Source organism: Nostoc sp., assembly GCF_036917515.1.
Classification (GTDB): domain Bacteria; phylum Cyanobacteriota; class Cyanobacteriia; order Cyanobacteriales; family Nostocaceae; genus Nostoc.
The window spans coordinates 45,210-62,923 of sequence record NZ_JBALDE010000119.1; the positions used below are offsets into that span (position 1 = coordinate 45,210).

General features: G+C 42.2%; 13 protein-coding genes. 6 read left to right on the top strand and 7 right to left on the bottom strand.

Going from position 1 to position 17,714, the window contains the following annotated elements:
• Positions 1-126: 126 nt before the first annotated feature.
• From V7K89_RS15885 to V7K89_RS15895, 3 genes are all read left to right on the top strand, one after another.
• Positions 127-582, top strand: coding sequence for a pentapeptide repeat-containing protein (locus V7K89_RS15885; protein ID WP_335188659.1), 456 nt, complete (start codon positions 127-129; stop codon positions 580-582).
• A gap of 327 nt (positions 583-909) precedes the next feature.
• Positions 910-2,166, top strand: a complete 1,257-nt coding sequence (locus V7K89_RS15890; protein WP_335188661.1) for an MFS transporter — start codon at positions 910-912, stop codon at positions 2,164-2,166.
• Between the two features lie 179 nt (positions 2,167-2,345).
• Positions 2,346-3,530, top strand: coding sequence for an anion transporter (locus V7K89_RS15895; protein ID WP_335188664.1), 1,185 nt, complete (start codon positions 2,346-2,348; stop codon positions 3,528-3,530).
• Between the two features lie 27 nt (positions 3,531-3,557).
• On the opposite strand, the gene V7K89_RS15900 is transcribed toward V7K89_RS15895, so the two are convergent.
• From V7K89_RS15900 to V7K89_RS15915, 4 genes are all read right to left on the bottom strand, one after another.
• Complete coding sequence (locus V7K89_RS15900; RefSeq protein WP_335188666.1) at positions 3,558-3,800, bottom strand: hypothetical protein; 243 nt, start codon at positions 3,798-3,800, stop codon at positions 3,558-3,560.
• A 10-nt stretch (positions 3,801-3,810) separates the two neighbouring features.
• Positions 3,811-5,214, bottom strand: a complete 1,404-nt coding sequence (locus V7K89_RS15905) for an RNA polymerase factor sigma-54 (RefSeq protein WP_335188668.1) — start codon at positions 5,212-5,214, stop codon at positions 3,811-3,813.
• A 66-nt stretch (positions 5,215-5,280) separates the two neighbouring features.
• Positions 5,281-6,606: a sigma-54-dependent transcriptional regulator gene (locus V7K89_RS15910; protein WP_335188670.1), complete on the bottom strand. Its 1,326-nt coding sequence runs from the start codon at positions 6,604-6,606 to the stop codon at positions 5,281-5,283.
• Positions 6,599-8,047: a sensor histidine kinase gene (locus V7K89_RS15915; RefSeq protein ID WP_335188672.1), complete on the bottom strand. Its 1,449-nt coding sequence runs from the start codon at positions 8,045-8,047 to the stop codon at positions 6,599-6,601. The genes V7K89_RS15910 and V7K89_RS15915 overlap by 8 nt, the downstream gene beginning before the upstream one ends.
• Positions 8,048-8,326: 279 nt before the next feature.
• Between V7K89_RS15915 and V7K89_RS15920 the strand changes: the two genes are divergently transcribed.
• Positions 8,327-9,286 (top strand): hypothetical protein, encoded by a 960-nt coding sequence (locus V7K89_RS15920; RefSeq protein ID WP_335188674.1) that lies wholly within the window; start codon positions 8,327-8,329, stop codon positions 9,284-9,286.
• Positions 9,287-9,548: 262 nt separating this feature from the next.
• On the opposite strand, the gene metK is transcribed toward V7K89_RS15920, so the two are convergent.
• Both metK and V7K89_RS15930 read right to left on the bottom strand, forming a co-directional pair.
• Positions 9,549-10,823, bottom strand: a complete 1,275-nt coding sequence (gene metK, locus V7K89_RS15925; protein WP_335188676.1) for a methionine adenosyltransferase — start codon at positions 10,821-10,823, stop codon at positions 9,549-9,551.
• A gap of 263 nt (positions 10,824-11,086) precedes the next feature.
• Entirely contained in the window at positions 11,087-12,091 is a 1,005-nt protein-coding gene (locus V7K89_RS15930; RefSeq protein ID WP_322710540.1) for a phosphoribulokinase, read from the bottom strand.
• 1,414 nt (positions 12,092-13,505) lie between these two features.
• Here V7K89_RS15930 and petH point away from each other — a divergent pair.
• Complete coding sequence (gene petH, locus V7K89_RS15935) at positions 13,506-14,852, top strand: ferredoxin--NADP reductase (RefSeq protein WP_335188692.1); 1,347 nt, start codon at positions 13,506-13,508, stop codon at positions 14,850-14,852.
• A 210-nt stretch (positions 14,853-15,062) separates the two neighbouring features.
• Entirely contained in the window at positions 15,063-16,349 is a 1,287-nt protein-coding gene (locus V7K89_RS15940) for a homoserine dehydrogenase (RefSeq protein ID WP_335188677.1), read from the top strand.
• Positions 16,350-16,830: 481 nt separating this feature from the next.
• Here the strand turns inward: V7K89_RS15940 and V7K89_RS15945 are convergent, their stop codons facing one another.
• A complete protein-coding gene (locus tag V7K89_RS15945; protein WP_335188680.1) occupies positions 16,831-17,262 on the bottom strand; it encodes a GFA family protein in 432 nt (143 codons plus the stop codon).
• Positions 17,263-17,714: the final 452 nt, after the last annotated feature.

Sequence of the window (17,714 nt, forward strand, 5' to 3'; positions counted from 1 at the left end):
TTTAGATCGCAATCAATTTGTCAGGAGATAGATTGTCACAAGATAGATTGACCTCTCAAAGTTTAATGAGATAATAGAGGTGTGAGGGACAGAACGGACGCAAACTTGATTATTAAGGGGGAAATTATGAAACTCCAGCTATTAGCGGCCATGGCCTTAGCAACACCCCTATTTTTCGCTAGCTCGGTTAGAGCCGAGAATCCACAGGATTTACAAAAGCTGCTTTCAACTGGGGCATGTGTTAAGTGCAATCTATCAGGAGCTAACCTCAGTGGTGCTCATTTAATTGGTGCTGACTTGAGAGGCTCGAAGCTTCAAGGAGCTAACCTTGTAGGAGCTAACCTCGAAGGTGCTGACTTAACTGGTGCAAACTTGGCAGGTGCTAACCTAACATCTGCTTACGTAACCAATGTGAATTTGAAGCAAGTCAACCTCGACGGAGTAAATTTTACTCGTGCTACAATTCACGATTCTAATGTGTATCAAGCATCAATGAACAATCTAAATCTTACTGATGCGGAAATATTTAACACTGGAATCGGGATTGGTGGTGAAGACGCTGAAATTCCCGATTGGAAATAGGTTTAACTGAGCACACAGGTAAGAATCAATACAACATAGGTTTTGGTGGGTTTTAAATCAAATAAACGAGTTTTCTGCCAGGATTATCCTTAAAACCTGCCTCTACAAAAATATTAATAAAAATGAAACCCCTCTGCGTTGTAATCACTTTACTATAGCAAAAGCAGAGAGGGTTTCTTTTTGCGATCGCACTGATATTACTTGTGTAAGTTGTATCTAACACAAAGAGTTTTTCGCTAGATGTAGCCGGACGCTATTGATTTGGCACGATTTTTGCATAAGGGTATTGTGACCTCTCCATTGCTCACAAAATATCACTAAAGACTTATGCAACAACAGCGAAGACCGAGTAAGAAGAGTTTGCGATCGCTTGATTGCTTAAATGTGTTTCTCGCAGATGTGCGCGATGGTGTTGGGCCATATCTGAGTATTTACCTAAAAGCTTCAGCAAATTGGAACCCTGCCCAGATTGGATTGGCGATGTCAGCTTCGGCAATTGCCACAGTTATTGCTCAAACACCAGCTGGTGCATTGGTTGACAGGCTACGTCAAAAACGGATGTTGATTATACTGGCGGCTGTGTTTGTTTCTATCGGCTGTATCGCTATGGGCTTGTTCCCCAATTTGCCTGTTGTCATTGGTTCTCAGATTATGATTGGGATTGCTGCTGCAATTTTCCCACCTGCGATTACTGCTATTACTCTGGGACTCGTAGGACATGAGAGATTAGATAGGCGGGTAGGTCGTAATGAAACATTTAACCATGCAGGTAATCTGCTAGCTGCTACTCTCGCTGGTTTAGCAGGTTACTTTATTGCACGCAAGGCAATATTTTTCCTGGTTGCAGTTATGGCTGTGGGCAGTATTATTTCAGTGAGGATGATTCGCGAAAGAGAAATTGACCACAAACTAGCGCGTGGAGATGGTGAAGAAAAAGAGGAGGAAGATAATCAAAAACATCAGCAGCGCTATGAAGGCATATTGCAATTATTAAGCGATCGCCAAATCTTATTCTTTACTGTTGCAGTAGTTCTGTTTCACTTTGCCAATGCTGCCATGTTACCGCTAGTTGGTCAAGAATTGGCACAGGGTAAAGGGACAAGTGACACAGTTTATATGTCTGCTTGTATCATTGTCGCTCAGTTAGTCATGATTCCAGTGTCTAACTTGGCTGGGCGTTTCGCACATACAGCCCGAAAACCCATATTTTTGCTGGGCTTTGCCGTTTTACCGATTCGAGGAGTGCTGTATACGTTTTCGGACAATCCCTATTTTCTCGTTTCTGTACAAATTCTGGATGGTATTGCAGGCGGAATTTTTGGTGTGCTTTCCGTGTTGATGGTAGCTGATTTGACTAAAGGCACGGGACGCTTTAATCTTACCCAAGGGATGCTCAACACTGCTATTGGTGTCGGTGCGGGTTTGAGCAATGTGTTGGCTGGGTTTGTGGTCAAAAGTGCTGGTTACAATGTTGGTTTTTTGATTTTAGCAGCGATCGCAGTTGTAGCTTTAGCAGTTTTTTGGTTCTGTGTACCTGAAACAAAAACAGGAGTTAATAGAAAAGCATCACATCAAACTGCTTAGGGGAGTCATTAGTTATTAGTCATTAGTCATTAGTCCAAAATAAACACGTCCACTCTTTAACATGGCTTGAATTAGTCCCATGAAAGACAAAGTTTTTCTACCCACAAGGGGCGAGGTATGCACTAAAATCCAATGACTAATGACCAATGACTACTTAATCAAAAGCATCTAGCAAAATCATGATTGTTTTCAAATACATCATCATTGGGCTGACTTATATCGGTTTGGGTTTAGGATATCTCCCTGGTTTGCGGATGAACCGAGCCAGTATTGCTTTAGTTGGTGCATCTTTGCTAATGGCATTCGGGGTATTAGACCTCAAAGAAGCATGGCAAGCGATAGACTATAAAACGCTGATTTTTTTGTTTGGCATGATGGTAATCAGCACAAACTTAGCTTACGCTGGTTTTTTTCAACTAACCCTTGATACAGTTACACACTTCACCCGCAGCCCTTTAGGTTTGCTAATTGTTTTAACTTTTGGCAGTGGAATTCTCTCCGCTTTTTTTCTGAATGATACCATCGCTCTAATTTTGACTCCTTTGGTTCTCGGTTTAACCCAAACTTTGAACCTCAATCCGATTCCTTACTTACTTGCTTTGGCGGGAGCAACTAATCTAGGCTCAGTAGCTACCTTAAGTGGTAATCCGCAAAATATTTTAATTGGTTCCTTCTCTGATATCAGCTATCTCGATTTTGCAAAAGCATTGACTCCCATCGCATTAGTAAGTTTGTTGATCCAAATTGGGTTATTGTGGTGGCTTTATCCTGATGTTCGTTCTACTAAGTCTTGTCCGAGTGTAACCCCCGGGCGTTACCGCATATTTAAACCGTTGCTTACTAAAAGTCTTTTGATTACCGGAGGACTATTAATTGCATTCTTAATTGGAATACCACTAGCCCAAGCAACACTTGTAGCTGCTAGTTTACTATTCATTACTAGGCGAATCAAACCGCAACGAGTTTTAAATAAAGTAGATTGGGATTTACTGGTGATGTTTTCTGGACTGTTTGTTGTGACTGCTGGAGTAGAAAAATTAGGTATATTGAATTTATTTAGCGGTTTAGTTTATACTCCTCTGAATATATTAGGAATTACTGCTCTCCTTTCAAATTTAGTTTCTAATGTTCCAGCAGTATTATTACTACAACATTTAATTCCTCATCCAGACACGAAAACCTGGTTACTATTAGCAGCAGGATCTACTTTAGCTGGTAATCTAACTTTGTTAGGTTCAGTTGCCAATTTAATTGTTGCTGAGGCTGTCGCCAAACTTGGTTATCAGTTATCATTCTGGGAACATCTGCGTTTTGGTCTACCGTTAACTATGCTGACTCTTATCTTGGCTTATTTTTGGATTTAGTCATTAGTCATTTGTCAACAATCAAACTTAAAATTTCAGGCTCAAAGGTGCAACTTCCAAGTTCAAAGGCGCAACTTCCAGGCTCAAAAACGCAACTTCCAGGTTCAAAGCCGCAACGTTCAGGTTCAAAGCCGCAACATTTAGGTTCAAAGGCTCAACGTTCAGGCTCAAAGGCGCAACTTCGAGGTTCAAAGGTGCAACGTTCAGGTTCAAAGCCGCAATGTTCAGGTTCAAAGGTGCAACTTCGAGGCTCAAAGGCTCAACGTTCACCTTCAAAGGCTCAACTTTGATATTTCAACAGACTTCCTTGCTTCCTACTCTTGCTTCCCATCTTTTTATCAGTCAACTTGCGTTGATGTGATGACTTTATTCCGGCAATTTTACGGTATTTTGTAACTGTTCTGCGAGTGATTGGCAGACAAAATCGGATTTTCAAAAGCTGGGCTAATTGCTCATCAGTATAAGGATTGGCGGGTGATTCTTCTGCAATTAATTGTAATAGCATCTGTTGGATTTGTTGAGGAGTACGTCCGCCTACTCCTATAGGAATACATAGTGAATGCAACGGAATTATCCGACTGTTTTGATTACAAACTAATATATACCGTTCCCGCACAATCCGACTGACTGTAGAGTTACTAAGTCCTACCGATTGAGCTACTAATTGCTGAGGGGTAGATACTAAATCTAATTTATCCCGACTTTGCAAAAAAGCTTGCTGGCGCTCAACTAAAAATTTCCCAACTTTGAGCAGATTTTCCTGCCATTGTTGTAAAGCTGTGAGTAAATTTCTAGCTTTTTGTAATAATGCTTCTAATTGTTGGGTATCTCGCCTTGCTTTTGGTGATTCCTGCAAAAGCTTAATGGCTTCGGAATTTAGACAAAAACGTTGTTTGACTTCATAGGCTAAAGAAATTTGCCAACTTCCAGCTATTAGCTCAATTTTTAAATCAGGGGTGACGATGGGAGCATCGCTACCACCGAAGTTTCTGGCGGGACGGGGTTCTAATTCTTGAATCTTATGAATAGCATCGGTGATTTTATCGATGTCAACATTAAAATATTGATGATTTTGGTGTAATTTTTGCAATAGTAATTGATAATTGTGCTTTGACTCGGAAGAATTCTCAATACAATTTGCTATGTCTTCTAAATAATTTTTAACTAGTAGCAAAGCTAGGCTTTCTGGCTGGTTTTTGAGTTGTATTAACAAACATTCTTGTAGAGTTCGCGTACCAATTCCAGGTGGATCTAAACTTTGGAGGAGAGGAATAACAGCCTCTAGTTCTTTTGCACTCCAGATACTACCATCTGCCCAAACTTCTGGAGTTCCTTCTAAGTAACCTGAGTTTGATAACCACTGAGTTAGATAGGTTAAGGCTTCACGTTGTTTGTATGGTATTGACAAAGCTGATATTTGTCCAAGAAGATGCTCGCTTAAACTTAATTCCTGGACGATGGGACTATACCAATTAGGTAGAATATCATCTAAAAGTGCTTCCCTATTCTGGAAATCAGAATTTTCTACTATAAATGGATTGTGTTTAGATTCTTCTTGAAGATAGTCGAATACTCGCTTACCATCCCACGGCAAGAAGCGAACTAAATACTGTAGAGTTGGGTAAATAACTGTTTGAGTTTCTAGGTGTGTTTCTAGTGTAGATGCTGAATTTAAGGAATTCATGATACGAACCGCCAAGGCGCAGAGGACACAGAGAGTTGGGAAAATGGTTAAACCAAGGATATTTTGCTATAAATTCCATTGTTTCTTTTTTTGCTCAAAGCTTTCAACAGAAATTCCTAATGCTTTGTGGGGTTCTTGAGGATAAAGTGCTAAAGCATGGCGGATAAAGTTTATTTCTAACTGAGCGATCGCTTGTTCTAAGTTCAAATTCATCTGATATTCTTGATTAAAAATGAGATGCTCTGAAAGAATAGTTCTTCCTCCAGAAAAAACTGCTGCTCTCTCTAAAGTATTTTGCAGTTCTCGCACATTTCCTGGCCAAGCATAATCTCTGAGTTTTTCTAGGGCGGTTGAGGTAATTGCTAAATTTTTAATTCCATTTCTGAGAGCAATAGAACTTAAAAAATGTTGAGTAAGTTGTTCTAAATCTTCGGGGCGATCGCGCAAAGGTGGCAGTTCAATTCGTATTACATTAAAGCGATAGTAAAGGTCTTCTCGAAACTGATTCAGGCGTACCAATTGTTCTAAATTCCGATTGGTGGCAGCTAAAATGCGGACATCTACAGTTTTGGTTTGGTTACTACCCAAGCGCTCGAAGGATTTATCTTGTAATACTCGCAACAATTTCCCTTGAATTATCTGGCTCAATTCTCCGACTTCATCCAGAAAAATTGTACCGCCATTGGCTTGTTCAAAGCGACCAATTCGCAAGTGATTCGCTCCGGTGAAGGCTCCTTTTTCGTGACCAAATAATTCTGCTTCTAACAAATGTTCTGGGAGGGCTGCACAGTTAACTTTTACTAAAGGGCCGCGACTGCGAGGGCTAGCATTATGCAGTGTGGAAGCGACCAACTCTTTGCCTGTACCTGATTCGCCGACAATCAAAACTGTGGTGTTTCCTTGGGCAAGTCTACCTATAAGTTTAAAAACTTCTGCCATTTTAGGCGATCGCCCCAACAGTTCTTCTGGTTGTCCGAGATTTTGGATGTTTGCTTCACCAATTTGCTCGGCTGATGCTTGGGAATGAGCTAAAGCTTTTTGCGCCAAGTTGACTAAATCTTCTAAATCGAAGGGTTTAGTTAAGTAATCATAGGCTCCCAACTGCATAGCTTCAATGGCTGTACGACTTGTTCCATAAGCCGTCATCACAATTACTGGCAGTTCAAACAACGTTTTACTACCTAAAGCTTTTAGAACAGCATTACCCTGAGTTTTGGGCATTTTCAAATCTAGAAACACCAAGTCAGGACCAGATGTAGCATCTTGTTGAATTATCTTCAGTCCTTGCTCTCCGTCTCCCGCCTCTACTACATCGTGGCCTTCATCTTTTAAAATCTGCGCCATCGCTTGACGCAAGGCTTTTTCATCATCAATAATCAAAATTTTAGCCATCGTTGTGATTCTTCGGTAAGTAAACGCTAAAAACGGTGCAACCCGGTTGAGATTTCAAATCAATATGCCCTCCGTGTCGGGTGACAATCTCGTGGCTAATGGCTAAACCTAAACCTGTTCCTTGGGGTTTTGTGGAATAAAAAGGATCGAAAATGCGATCGCGTTCTTCTGGTGCTAAACCTGCGCCAGTGTCTTTTACCCAAGTCACTAAGTAGTCTTGCTCTTGGCTGACACCAACTTCAACTTCGCTTTCTGGTGGACTTGCTTGGATAGCATTTAAGATTAAGTTAATCATCACCTGTCCTAACTCTCGCTGGCGTAGTGGTACTTGGGGCAAAGGTTCACCAGCAGAGCGATAAAAAAGTGTTACTCCCTGTTCTTCGGCTTTGAGACGTAATAGAGAAACTGATTCAAAAGCGATCGCTTCTAGGGAAGTTGTTACCATTTCTTCTTGCTGATTTTGGTCAAAATACAATAGCCGTCGCACCAACATCTCTAAACGGTCTACTTGTTCTAGTAAACTAGCGATCGGTAAAGTCGTAATTCCCTGCTTTTTTAATTGCCGTTCTGTATATTGCAAATTGAGGCGCATACTAGCTAAGGGATTGCGGACTTCATGAGCTACCCCCGCTACCAGTTGTCCCAGAGAAGCCAAGCGCTCAACTCGGTGCAAGCGCTGCTCTAACTCTTGGCGATGGTATTGCATACTATTAATTGCAGTTCCCAACAGTCCCATTTCTGCGGGTAGCGCAGGAATTAGCGAAGCTTTATCCTCTTCCATTGCTTTAATGCTTTGCTGGAGTCGCTGCACTCCCCACTGTAGTTGTAAGGCAATATAAAAAGTCCAAACTCCTACAACTAAAATTCCTAAAACTACGAAAACACTTAAAACTTTTTGATTGCTATCTTCTAGACGAGGCATACGTTTCATCGTCCACACTGCTCCCCACAAAGGTAGAGGGTCAGCACGCAGTACCAAGACATCAAGACCAGGGTGCAGTACTAATTCCTGGGGTAAACCTTGGCTTGTGGCTCTGCGAGCCAATTGCAAAATTGTATCTCGTTCAGCAGGAGGAATATCTTTTTTGGGGACAGGGCCCGCGTGGGTAGGATAGGCATAGCCTAAAAGCTGGTCTTGTTGCAGCAGATAAAATCCTCCTTCTACGCTTGGGAAAGCAGTTAGGGCATCGTTTGAAAGTTCCGCCAACGGCTTACCTGGCTTTGGTGTTTGCCCAAGATTTGATTCCCAAAACAGTTTAATTAGTCTAGTGTTGGCAAAAGCTAGTTCTCTCTGATTTCTGGCAACAACAGCACCTTCTAGACTTTGAAATAGTTGTACCACTAACCATAAAGCAGCTCCACTTAAACCTAAAAAAAGGATGCTGAGGATTGTTAGCTGTCGCCGGAGTGTCCAACGTTGAGATAACACAATAGGTTGCATGGAATAAGGGTTAGAACTTCTAGAAGTGCAAAAACTATGCCAAATTCCAGTTGCTCATTAGACTTCTTGCAGAAGTAGGGAAAAGGGTAAGGGGGAAAGGGAAAAGAAATAAAAAACCTTTCCCCTTTAACCTTTCGCCTTTTCCCGCCTCTTGCAAAAGTAACTTTTGCAAGAGGTCTATTTTTCATCCTGCCTTACTAGCTAACGAGTGTCCTGTATCTATGGCACAAGTTTTGCACTATTACAGTTCTAGTTAGCAATTAAATTGAATTAAAGCAGATGAATAACTCTAAAGTTCGCATTCCGAAAGAAATTGCTCCCGATGTTTTCGCTCTAGCGGCTCAGTTGTACGCCCAAGAAAATCAGGATTATTCTTTAGAAGAAATTATGCAAGCTGGAGCAGAAGTACAAATTCCTCCAGAGGTAATTCAACAAGCAATACAGCAGATTCAAGCCAAGCAAATCCGAGATCGCGATCGCCAACGCAAGTTAAAGTTAATTTTAACTAGTGGCGGCATCGGAGTCGCGATCGCACTTTTCGGTTTTTGGACGTACAATACTGTTGTTAGTAATGCTACATCAAGCGGGCGATCGCTAGAAGCTAATCTCCCAAGTGCCAATTTAGCCAATGCTAGTCCTCTAGATATTCCCCCAGCACCCCCAGAATTACCCCCCACAGCCGGAACCACTTTCACTGGAGAGGGAAAACAGTATCTTCTCAACCCTGAAGGTAAGGTGGATGGGCTATTACTCAATAACGGGCTACAGGTGAAATTTCCTCCCCAGATGGCGGACAGTTTAGTGCGGATAATTACCCCAAACACGAAAGTGAGCATTTTTGGCAATCCTGGCTTTTCCACTCGCTTTGGACAGGAAGTGAGAGCCAAAAGCATCACCAATTCTCAAACTGGACAGACTTTAGTCGAACAACCTCCCACAACCGCCCCCCAACCACCCAGCTTGAGCAACTACAGTATCTTATCTGTACAGGGAACTGTTCAGAATTGGTTGGTGGGACATCGAGGAGAAATTAACGGCGTCATTATCTCTAATGGCACTATTGTCAAGTTCCCGCCCCATGTAGGTGAACAGCTAACCAGTATGGCGAACATCAAAAACACAATTCAAGCCAAAGGATTTGGTACTCGCAATCGTTACGGCCAGATTTTAGAAGCTACAGCATTGTCAGTTAATGGACAATCTGTATCTTTGCAACCAAAAGCTATCACCGAACCGTAATACAATTAACAAAAATCTTTGCAACAGATGAATCTGCTGTCGGGGCGTTTAGCTTGACAAAGTAGTAGTTTTACTTGTGGATATTCAGGTGGCTAGCAAAAAATGAGGGTATTGCTAACTTGTTAAGTTGCCAATACCCTCACGTAGATAAACTAAGTTTTTGTAGTAGCCTATAAGTCAATACAGTTTAGTTAAGCTTTTTTTCTCCCCCTGCCTGCTTTAACAGATAAATTTGTTAACTGAACCGTATTGGCCTATAAGTCTAAGTTAGTGCCTGAGCAACTGCTGTCGAAAGTGACTCTTTTGCTGCTTGCTTCAACAATTCGGCTTTATCAGTCTGTTCCCAAGGCAAGTCTAAATCAGCCCGCCCAAAATGACCGTAAGCCGCGACGTCCTGATAAAAACGTCCGCCTCGTTCACTTGGTAAGTTGCGTAAGTTAAAGGTATGGATAATCCCTGCTGGACGAAGTTCAAAGTGCTTGTTAATTAATTCCAGTAAGGTTTCTTCATCCACTTTGCCAGTGCCAAAGGTATCTACTAGGATACTTGTTGGTCGCGCTACACCAATCGCATAAGATAGCTGGATTTCAACTTTTTCTGCTAACCCAGCTGCGACAATATTTTTCGCCACATAACGAGCCGCATAAGCAGCAGAACGGTCAACTTTTGTGGGGTCTTTGCCAGAAAAAGCGCCGCCACCATGTCGTGAATAGCCACCGTAGGTATCAACGATTATTTTCCGTCCTGTTAGACCAGAATCTCCTTGAGGGCCACCAACGACAAATTTGCCAGTGGGGTTGACTAAAAAACGTGTTTCTTTATTCGGCTTAACATCAATGTCGCCAAAAACAGGTTCGACCACTGCTGACCAGAGGTCTTGTTTAATTTTGGCTTGTACCGCCGCTTCATCCGTAATTTCCCCAATATTAGCTGTATGCTGGGTAGAAATTAGAATCGTATCAATACCTACTGGGCGTCCATCTTCGTAGACCACAGTTACTTGGGTTTTACCGTCAGGACGCAGGTATGACAATTCACCTGTTTTGCGGACTGCTGCCAATCGGCGAGCAATCCGGTGGGCGAGACTGATGGGTAAGGGCATCAGTTCTGGTGTTTCGTTGCTGGCAAAACCGAACATTAGACCTTGATCGCCCGCGCCAATTTTGTCGAATTGTTCATCACTATCTTGTTCGCGGGTTTCTTGGGCAGTGTTAACGCCTTGGGCAATATCGGGTGATTGTTCGTCTAAAGCCAGCAGAACGCTGGTGCTGTTAGCAGAAAAGCCATTGTCGGCATTGGTATAACCAATTTCAGCAATTTTTTTCCGGGCGAGATTGACGAAATTTACATTAGCTTTGGTGGTTATTTCACCAGTGATTAGCACCAAACCAGTATTAACTACAACTTCAGCTGCGACACGACTGCTAGGGTCTTGTGTCAATAGGGCATCCAAAATGGTATCAGAAATCTGATCGCAGATTTTATCTGGATGGCCTTCGGTGACTGACTCGGAGGTAAATAAATATCGACGAGACAAAGGAAATTCCTCCTGACTTGAAGTTTTTTCGCTGACTAAATGTGAGTATTTAGTTCAACTACTAATTTATGAAATCATAACAATATTTATACTTCAGTCGTTAGTATCTTTTTGATATTAATAAAAACCACTAACTATAAGGTAAATATCCGTAAGTCAGATAAATGTATGCTAATTATTTTTTGGTAAAAATGTATTTAATAATACAAAAAAAAGGGACACCCGAAAGCGCCCCCACAAGCTTTGACACAAACACTGCTGCTTTAAACCTGAATCGCTAACTTTGCTTCTGTAGCTGTCAACCGCTCATAAGCAGCACGCATCTTCAAACCTGTAAGCACTTGGAAGAAACCAGTTCCATTATTGGAACCTGGATACTCGCGGTGCTGGAGTAACAAATGAGTCAATTCCCCCTGATATTTCGTGGATGTATTACTGAGATGGGTTTCGATGTAAATGACTTCTTCCAAGTTGTCAAATTGACCATCCACCTCTAGTACTGAGACATAGCGACCGTAGTAAACATCTGAACCATAGTATAGTTGCATACCAGGATAAGAACAAGTCAGCTTGCGTCCACAGGGAGTCCAATTGATTGTTGACCCTTCATCAAATAGGTAGGTTGGATCGAAGCCTTCCTTACCTTCCCGCTGGAGCATACGTACCCGTAAGACTCTACGTTCGGTGTCGTTTTTGATCAAGTTTGTGGGCAATACCTGGAGAACCACATCAGCAAATTCTCTTTGCGGTTCGATAAATTTATCAAAGTCAGGTTTGCGGGAATTGATTTGCGCTAACACATCTTCGTAGCGATGACCGCGTTCAGCCATATCTCGCTGGATTTTCCAGGCAATTTTGACCTCATCGCTAATGTCAAAATAAACACTGAAGTCGATTAGCGATCGCACCCGCTCATCATATAAAGGATGCAGCCCCTCAATAACTATAATGTGATTCGACTCGATCCGCTCTGGCGGATCGAGCAAGCCGGTTTCATGGTTGTAAATCGGCTTATCAATCGCTTCACCACTTTTGAGCGCTTTAATTTGCTCATACATCAGATCAAAATTGTTTGCCCTGGGGTCTAGTGCCGTTATCCCCGTTTCTTTACGCTGTTTGCGATCTAGCGAATGATAGTCATCCAAGCAGATGACAGTCATTAACTCTTCACCAAATAAATCTATCAAACGACGCAAAAACGTAGATTTACCGCATCCAGAGTCTCCGGCTACTCCAATCAGTACCACGCGTTCCGGCTTTCTTGTCATAAATCTCCTCTAAAATACTAAAGTCGTGTCAATAATTTTTCACACAGCAGATTCTCAAGCCAGGAGTTTACCCCTTTGGTTTATCCTGCGTTCTTGCTACCTAGCACATCTATAAGACACCAAGCGGGTAGGTAACAAAGTGATTAGGAGGTAGGAAACAGGAGTGAACCACGTTTAAAAGCGTGGGACTTAAGCTGTAGATGCCTCGAATGTCGCGGCACTTTTCGCTCAATACAATTCTTATTTTTAAACTGGGCTTTTGACCCAAAAATAAAAAAATTCATACTTTTTTCCTCCTGCCTTGTCTACGACACGCTGCGCGATCTGCCCTTTGCCTCCTGCCTTCTCTTTTAAGTTGCTACTCGTCGGACTAGCCTGAATGTTGGTGCCGGTAAGTATTTAATCCTAGTGATATATTCGATTTTAACAGAAGGGGGTATCCCATACAAGATTGCTGTCAAGAAGAATTAACATGGTTCATCAATCATTTTTTTGTTAATTTAGTTGTTAATTTAAAAATGGGGATCAGCACAGCCCATGAGCGTTGCACCTTTATCACTCTGCTACTTGTGACTCTATAGAATCAAGACTATAAGGTATAATTTATTATTGCCGCAAATTTTCTAATGTTCCTAAATTGTAATTCCTGCTCGACAATACTTAATATATTCAAAGCAAAAATCTATCCAACGAATGAGGAAACAACTTGCATTACTCAAATTATTGGCTGTAAATTTATGGATATGCTCATATAGAAGCGTTGACGTTATGGCAAAGTACTGATATCAGGTTGACAGATTTTTCGCGTCAAGTGAAACTAATTACAGTTGCTTGAATTACAATTCTCTATCTCGTTATGTTTGTAGCTGGAGTTGTCCTAGTTATGTAATTTTCCATAGACAGGTAATGAAAATAGCTAACAAGATTTCAGAAGAGTAGTAGATTTGGAGAAGTAAAACCGATTATGAAAAAAACTTTCCTCTCTTGGCATTCTCCGATTTAAACCTCTAGAGTAAGCAAGCATAAGAATAGATTTTGGAGGTAAACTGAGCCGTAGCTTACACTAAGCAAAGCACTCTTCCGAGAATATCTACTATTGTGAGTTGCTCATTGGGTACTAAAGTAAAAAGCTATCTCCCTAATGGGGGTGGTAGTTAACGAAAAAAAGATTAAATTGATTCATTATTAACATTCTCCACAAGACTTATCCTTTACCTTAGAAGGTGAACAGGTGTGTTTTTTGCTATGCCTGCATGTCTTTGGTGAGTGTACTTAGCAAGGCATTAATTTATTGATGCCGTTTTTCCTTCAAGGCTAGTTTTGTGAAACGAAAATCCGGTAAACTAAAGCTGGCAAGGTAGGGGAATAGTTTTTTTGAAAAACGGTTAAGTAAATTATCGGAGTGGTAGAACGAATGTACAATCAAGGTGCTGTTGAGGGTGCTGCCAACACAGAATTAGGTAGCCGCGTCTTCCTTTATGAAGTAGTAGGTTTGCGTCAGAGTGAAGAAACCGATCAAACTAACTACCCAATTCGGAAAAGTGGCAGTGTGTTCATCAGAGTGCCTTACAACCGCATGAATCAAGAAATGCGACGTATCACTCGTCTAGGCGGCACAATTGTTAGCATCCAGTCTGTAACTGCTCTAGAGCCAGTTAATGGTAAAGCCTCACTTGGGAATGCTAACAGTGAAGTCAGCGAGTTAGCTACATCTGGGGAAACTGCTAACAGTGAAGGGAATGGTAAAGCCACACCTGTAAATGCTGATAGTGAAGCCAAAGACTTCACTAAACCACCAGCACAAGAACAGCTAAAGAACAAGGACAAGAAAGGCAACACCATGACTCAAGCGAAAGCCAAAAAAGACCACGGTGACGTTCCTGTTAACACTTACCGTCCCAATGCTCCGTTTATTGGCAAGGTAATATCTAATGAACCGCTGGTCAAAGAAGGTGGTATTGGTATTGTTCAACACCTTAAATTTGATATTTCCGCCGGGGATTTAAAGTATATAGAAGGTCAAAGTATTGGGATTATTCCACCAGGATTAGACAAGAACGGCAAGCCAGAAAAACTTAGACTCTATTCCATCGCCTCAACTCGTCATGGCGATGATGTAGATGATAAAACAGTATCATTGTGCGTTCGTCAATTGGAGTACAAGCACCCAGAAACTGGCGAAACAGTCTACGGCGTTTGCTCCACACACCTGTGTTTCTTAGAACCAGGGGCAGATGTAAAAATTACAGGGCCTGTGGGTAAGGAAATGTTGTTACCCAATGACCCTGATGCTAATGTGATCATGATGGCAACCGGAACAGGTATTGCCCCGATGCGAGCTTATCTGTGGCGTCAGTTTAAAGATGCGGAAAAAGCAGCTAACCCAGAATACGAATTTAAAGGATTCTCTTGGCTAATATTTGGCGTACCGACAACTCCAAACCTTTTATATAAGGAAGAACTGGAAGAAATTGAACAAAAATATCCTGATAACTTCCGCCTCACTCCTGCCATCAGCCGGGAACAAAAAAATCCTCAAGGTGGTAGAATGTACATCCAAGACCGCGTAGCAGAACATGCAGATGAATTGTGGCAGTTGATTAAAAATGAAAAAACCCACACATACATTTGCGGTTTGCGAGGTATGGAAGAAGGTATTGATGCAGCCTTGACTACTGCTGCTGCAAAAGAAGACGTAACTTGGAGTGATTACCAGAAGCAACTCAAAAAAGCTGGTCGCTGGCACGTAGAAACTTACTAATTTAGTCTAGTACAGACGCGATTAATCGCGTCTGTAGAAGGTCATTAGTTTTAGACAAAGGACGATGGACGTAGAAACCCTCCAGGCGGCTTCCCGTTCGCGTAGCATCTCCGAAGGAGAAGGGTAGGACAAATGACAAAGGAAGCAGGATAATCAGTAGGTAGAGCGTTTGCTCTACCTACAATTGTTATTGGTGAAATTGGGTGCATAATGGGTGTGAAACTAGGAATACTGGGATTAGGCACCGTGGGAACGGGAACAGTGCAGTTGTTGCAAGATAGCACTGGGCGTCATCCATTGTTGCAAGAGATAGAAATTTATCGGGTAGGAGTGCGATCGCTAGATAAACCCCGTGCAGTAGAATTGTCTACGGAAGTCTTAACCACAGATTTAGAATCTATTGTCAACGATCCGGCAGTAGATATAGTTGTTGAGGTGATGGGTGGACTGGAGCCGGCGCGATCGCTCATTCTTAAAGCTTTAAGTAATGGTAAGCATGTAGTCACAGCCAATAAAGCAGCGATTGCCCGCTTCGGAGCAGAAATTTTCACCACCGCCAATCAAGCTGGCGTATACGTGATGTTAGAAGCCGCCGTGGGTGGTGGTATTCCAGTGATTCAACCTTTAAAGCAATCTTTAAGTGTTAACCGAATTTCCACTGTAACAGGTATCGTTAACGGTACAACAAATTACATTCTGACACGGATGCAAACAGAAGGCAGCAATTTCAATGATGTTTTAGCCGATGCCCAACGTTTGGGTTATGCTGAGGCTGACCCCACAGCTGATGTAGATGGCTTAGACGCAGCAGATAAAATTGCCATCCTCGCATCATTAGGTTTCGGGGGACGCATCAACCTCCAAGATGTTTATACTGAGGGGATTCGGCAAGTGAGCAAAACAGATATTGCCTACGCCGAAAAATTGGGATTTGTGATTAAATTGTTAGCGATCGCTAAACGTGATACTCCCTCATCTCCCCTTTCCGTCAGAGTTCATCCTACTTTAGTGCCTCAAGCCCACCCTTTGGCTAGCATCAACGGCGTTTACAATGCAATTCTTGTCGAAGGAGAACCAATCGGCCAGGTAATGTTTTTTGGCCCAGGTGCTGGTGCTGGTGCAACCGCCAGTGCTGTCACGTCAGATATTTTGAATTTAGTTGCTGTCCTCAAAACTAATACAGCAGTTACAAATCCATTATTAGATTGTGGGCATCAGGAATATTGCAAAATTGCGCCGATGGCAGAACTCATAACTCGGTTTTATGCCCGTTTCCTTACGAATGACCAACCTGGAGTTATCGGTAAATTGGGGACTTGCTTTGGTAACTATGGCGTTAGCTTAGAGTCAATTGTCCAAACAGGCTTTCAAGGGGAATTAGCAGAGATTGTGGTTGTTACCCATGATGTGCCAGAAGGCAACTTTCGGCAAGCTTTGGCAGAAATTCGGAATTTCTCAGCGATCGAAAGCATTCCCAGTTTACTGCGTGTACTTTGAGATTAGTTGGGAGTCAATACTGTTTGGTTAAGGCAAGAGATGCAATAAATCATCGGTCTTTGCGATTTAGAATAAGTGTAGTAGTTTATACAGCATATTGCAACTTCTCTACGAGAGGCTACGCCAAGGTGAGGTACAGATAATCGTAGGGACATAACATGTTGTGCCCCTACCCGTGTACTTCATTTACCTGAAATACGCTGTAAATTAATTGGTGGACAATATCAGTTATTAGCAGCAAATGAGCGCGGACATTATCCTAAGTCTAGGTCTAGTTATTACTCTCTAAATTGTGCCGCTGTAATTGTTACTGGTGCATAATCTCCATTATGTCACTTCAAGCCGCCCTTGCACGGTTTTAAGTGCTGATTCAAGACGATAACCAGCTTCACAAATATAATATCCAGCTGCACCCAGGTCTTCAAACACGTTGTCAAATTGCGGATGCAAATAGCTTTGAACTCAGCACCAGCGGCTTGCTTCAGTTTGCTGCAACAGCATTGTTAGGTGGCGGAAACTTGGCAAATTTAGGTAAATCCGGGTTCATGTAATCCCACGGTTGGGCACTGGCAACGTAAATTTCTGCCTGGGGCTTGAACCAGCTTGGATCATCTAGACTCCCTGCCTGAATGCTGATAGCGTCAGAATTTGCAGGTGTCCCAAACAACCGGGAGCCGCAATGCGGGCAGAAACCACGGCTGACCAAGTTGCCACTATCACCTGTTACACCGTAATATTTCACTTCTCCAGTAATGATCACAGCACTGCGAGGTACAATCAGCGCGGCGGCAAATGCACTACCTGTTGCACGCTGGCAATCCCGACAGTGGCAAATTCCCATTCCAATGGGTTCTGCTGAACATTCGTAGCGGATAGCTCCGCACATACAACCGCCAGTAAAACGTGTTGCCATTTTCGTCACCTCTTAACTTTGGTTGTGATCAAGAATAATTTAGATGCGTTTGCCCAGCTATTAAATTCTGTACTTGGGTCACTAGATTTTCATAATTCAATCAGCTTATATTTCGTCATCACTGTAAATTTTTAGCACAAAAGCTTACCTGTTTGGTTGGTTTTGTGGTGCTGATTTATCCTCTTGCTCCTGCGCTGCTGGCTGTTGTTTTTTGGTCTTGCCCTTCGCACTCTTTAGGTATTGAGTTGAGATATGAGTAAAAATCTGCAAGATGATCTGAAAAGCCTTGCTACATATAATTTTTAGCGTTTTTGAGGCGAAAGTAGGTTTTTGTCACTTGTAGGCTGAAAGCCTTTGATATCATGTCCGGATAATCGCTTACGATAGAAGTAGTGAGTGCAAAGATGACTAATGCCGAAACGAATTAGTGTAGCTACACATTTAAGTATTGA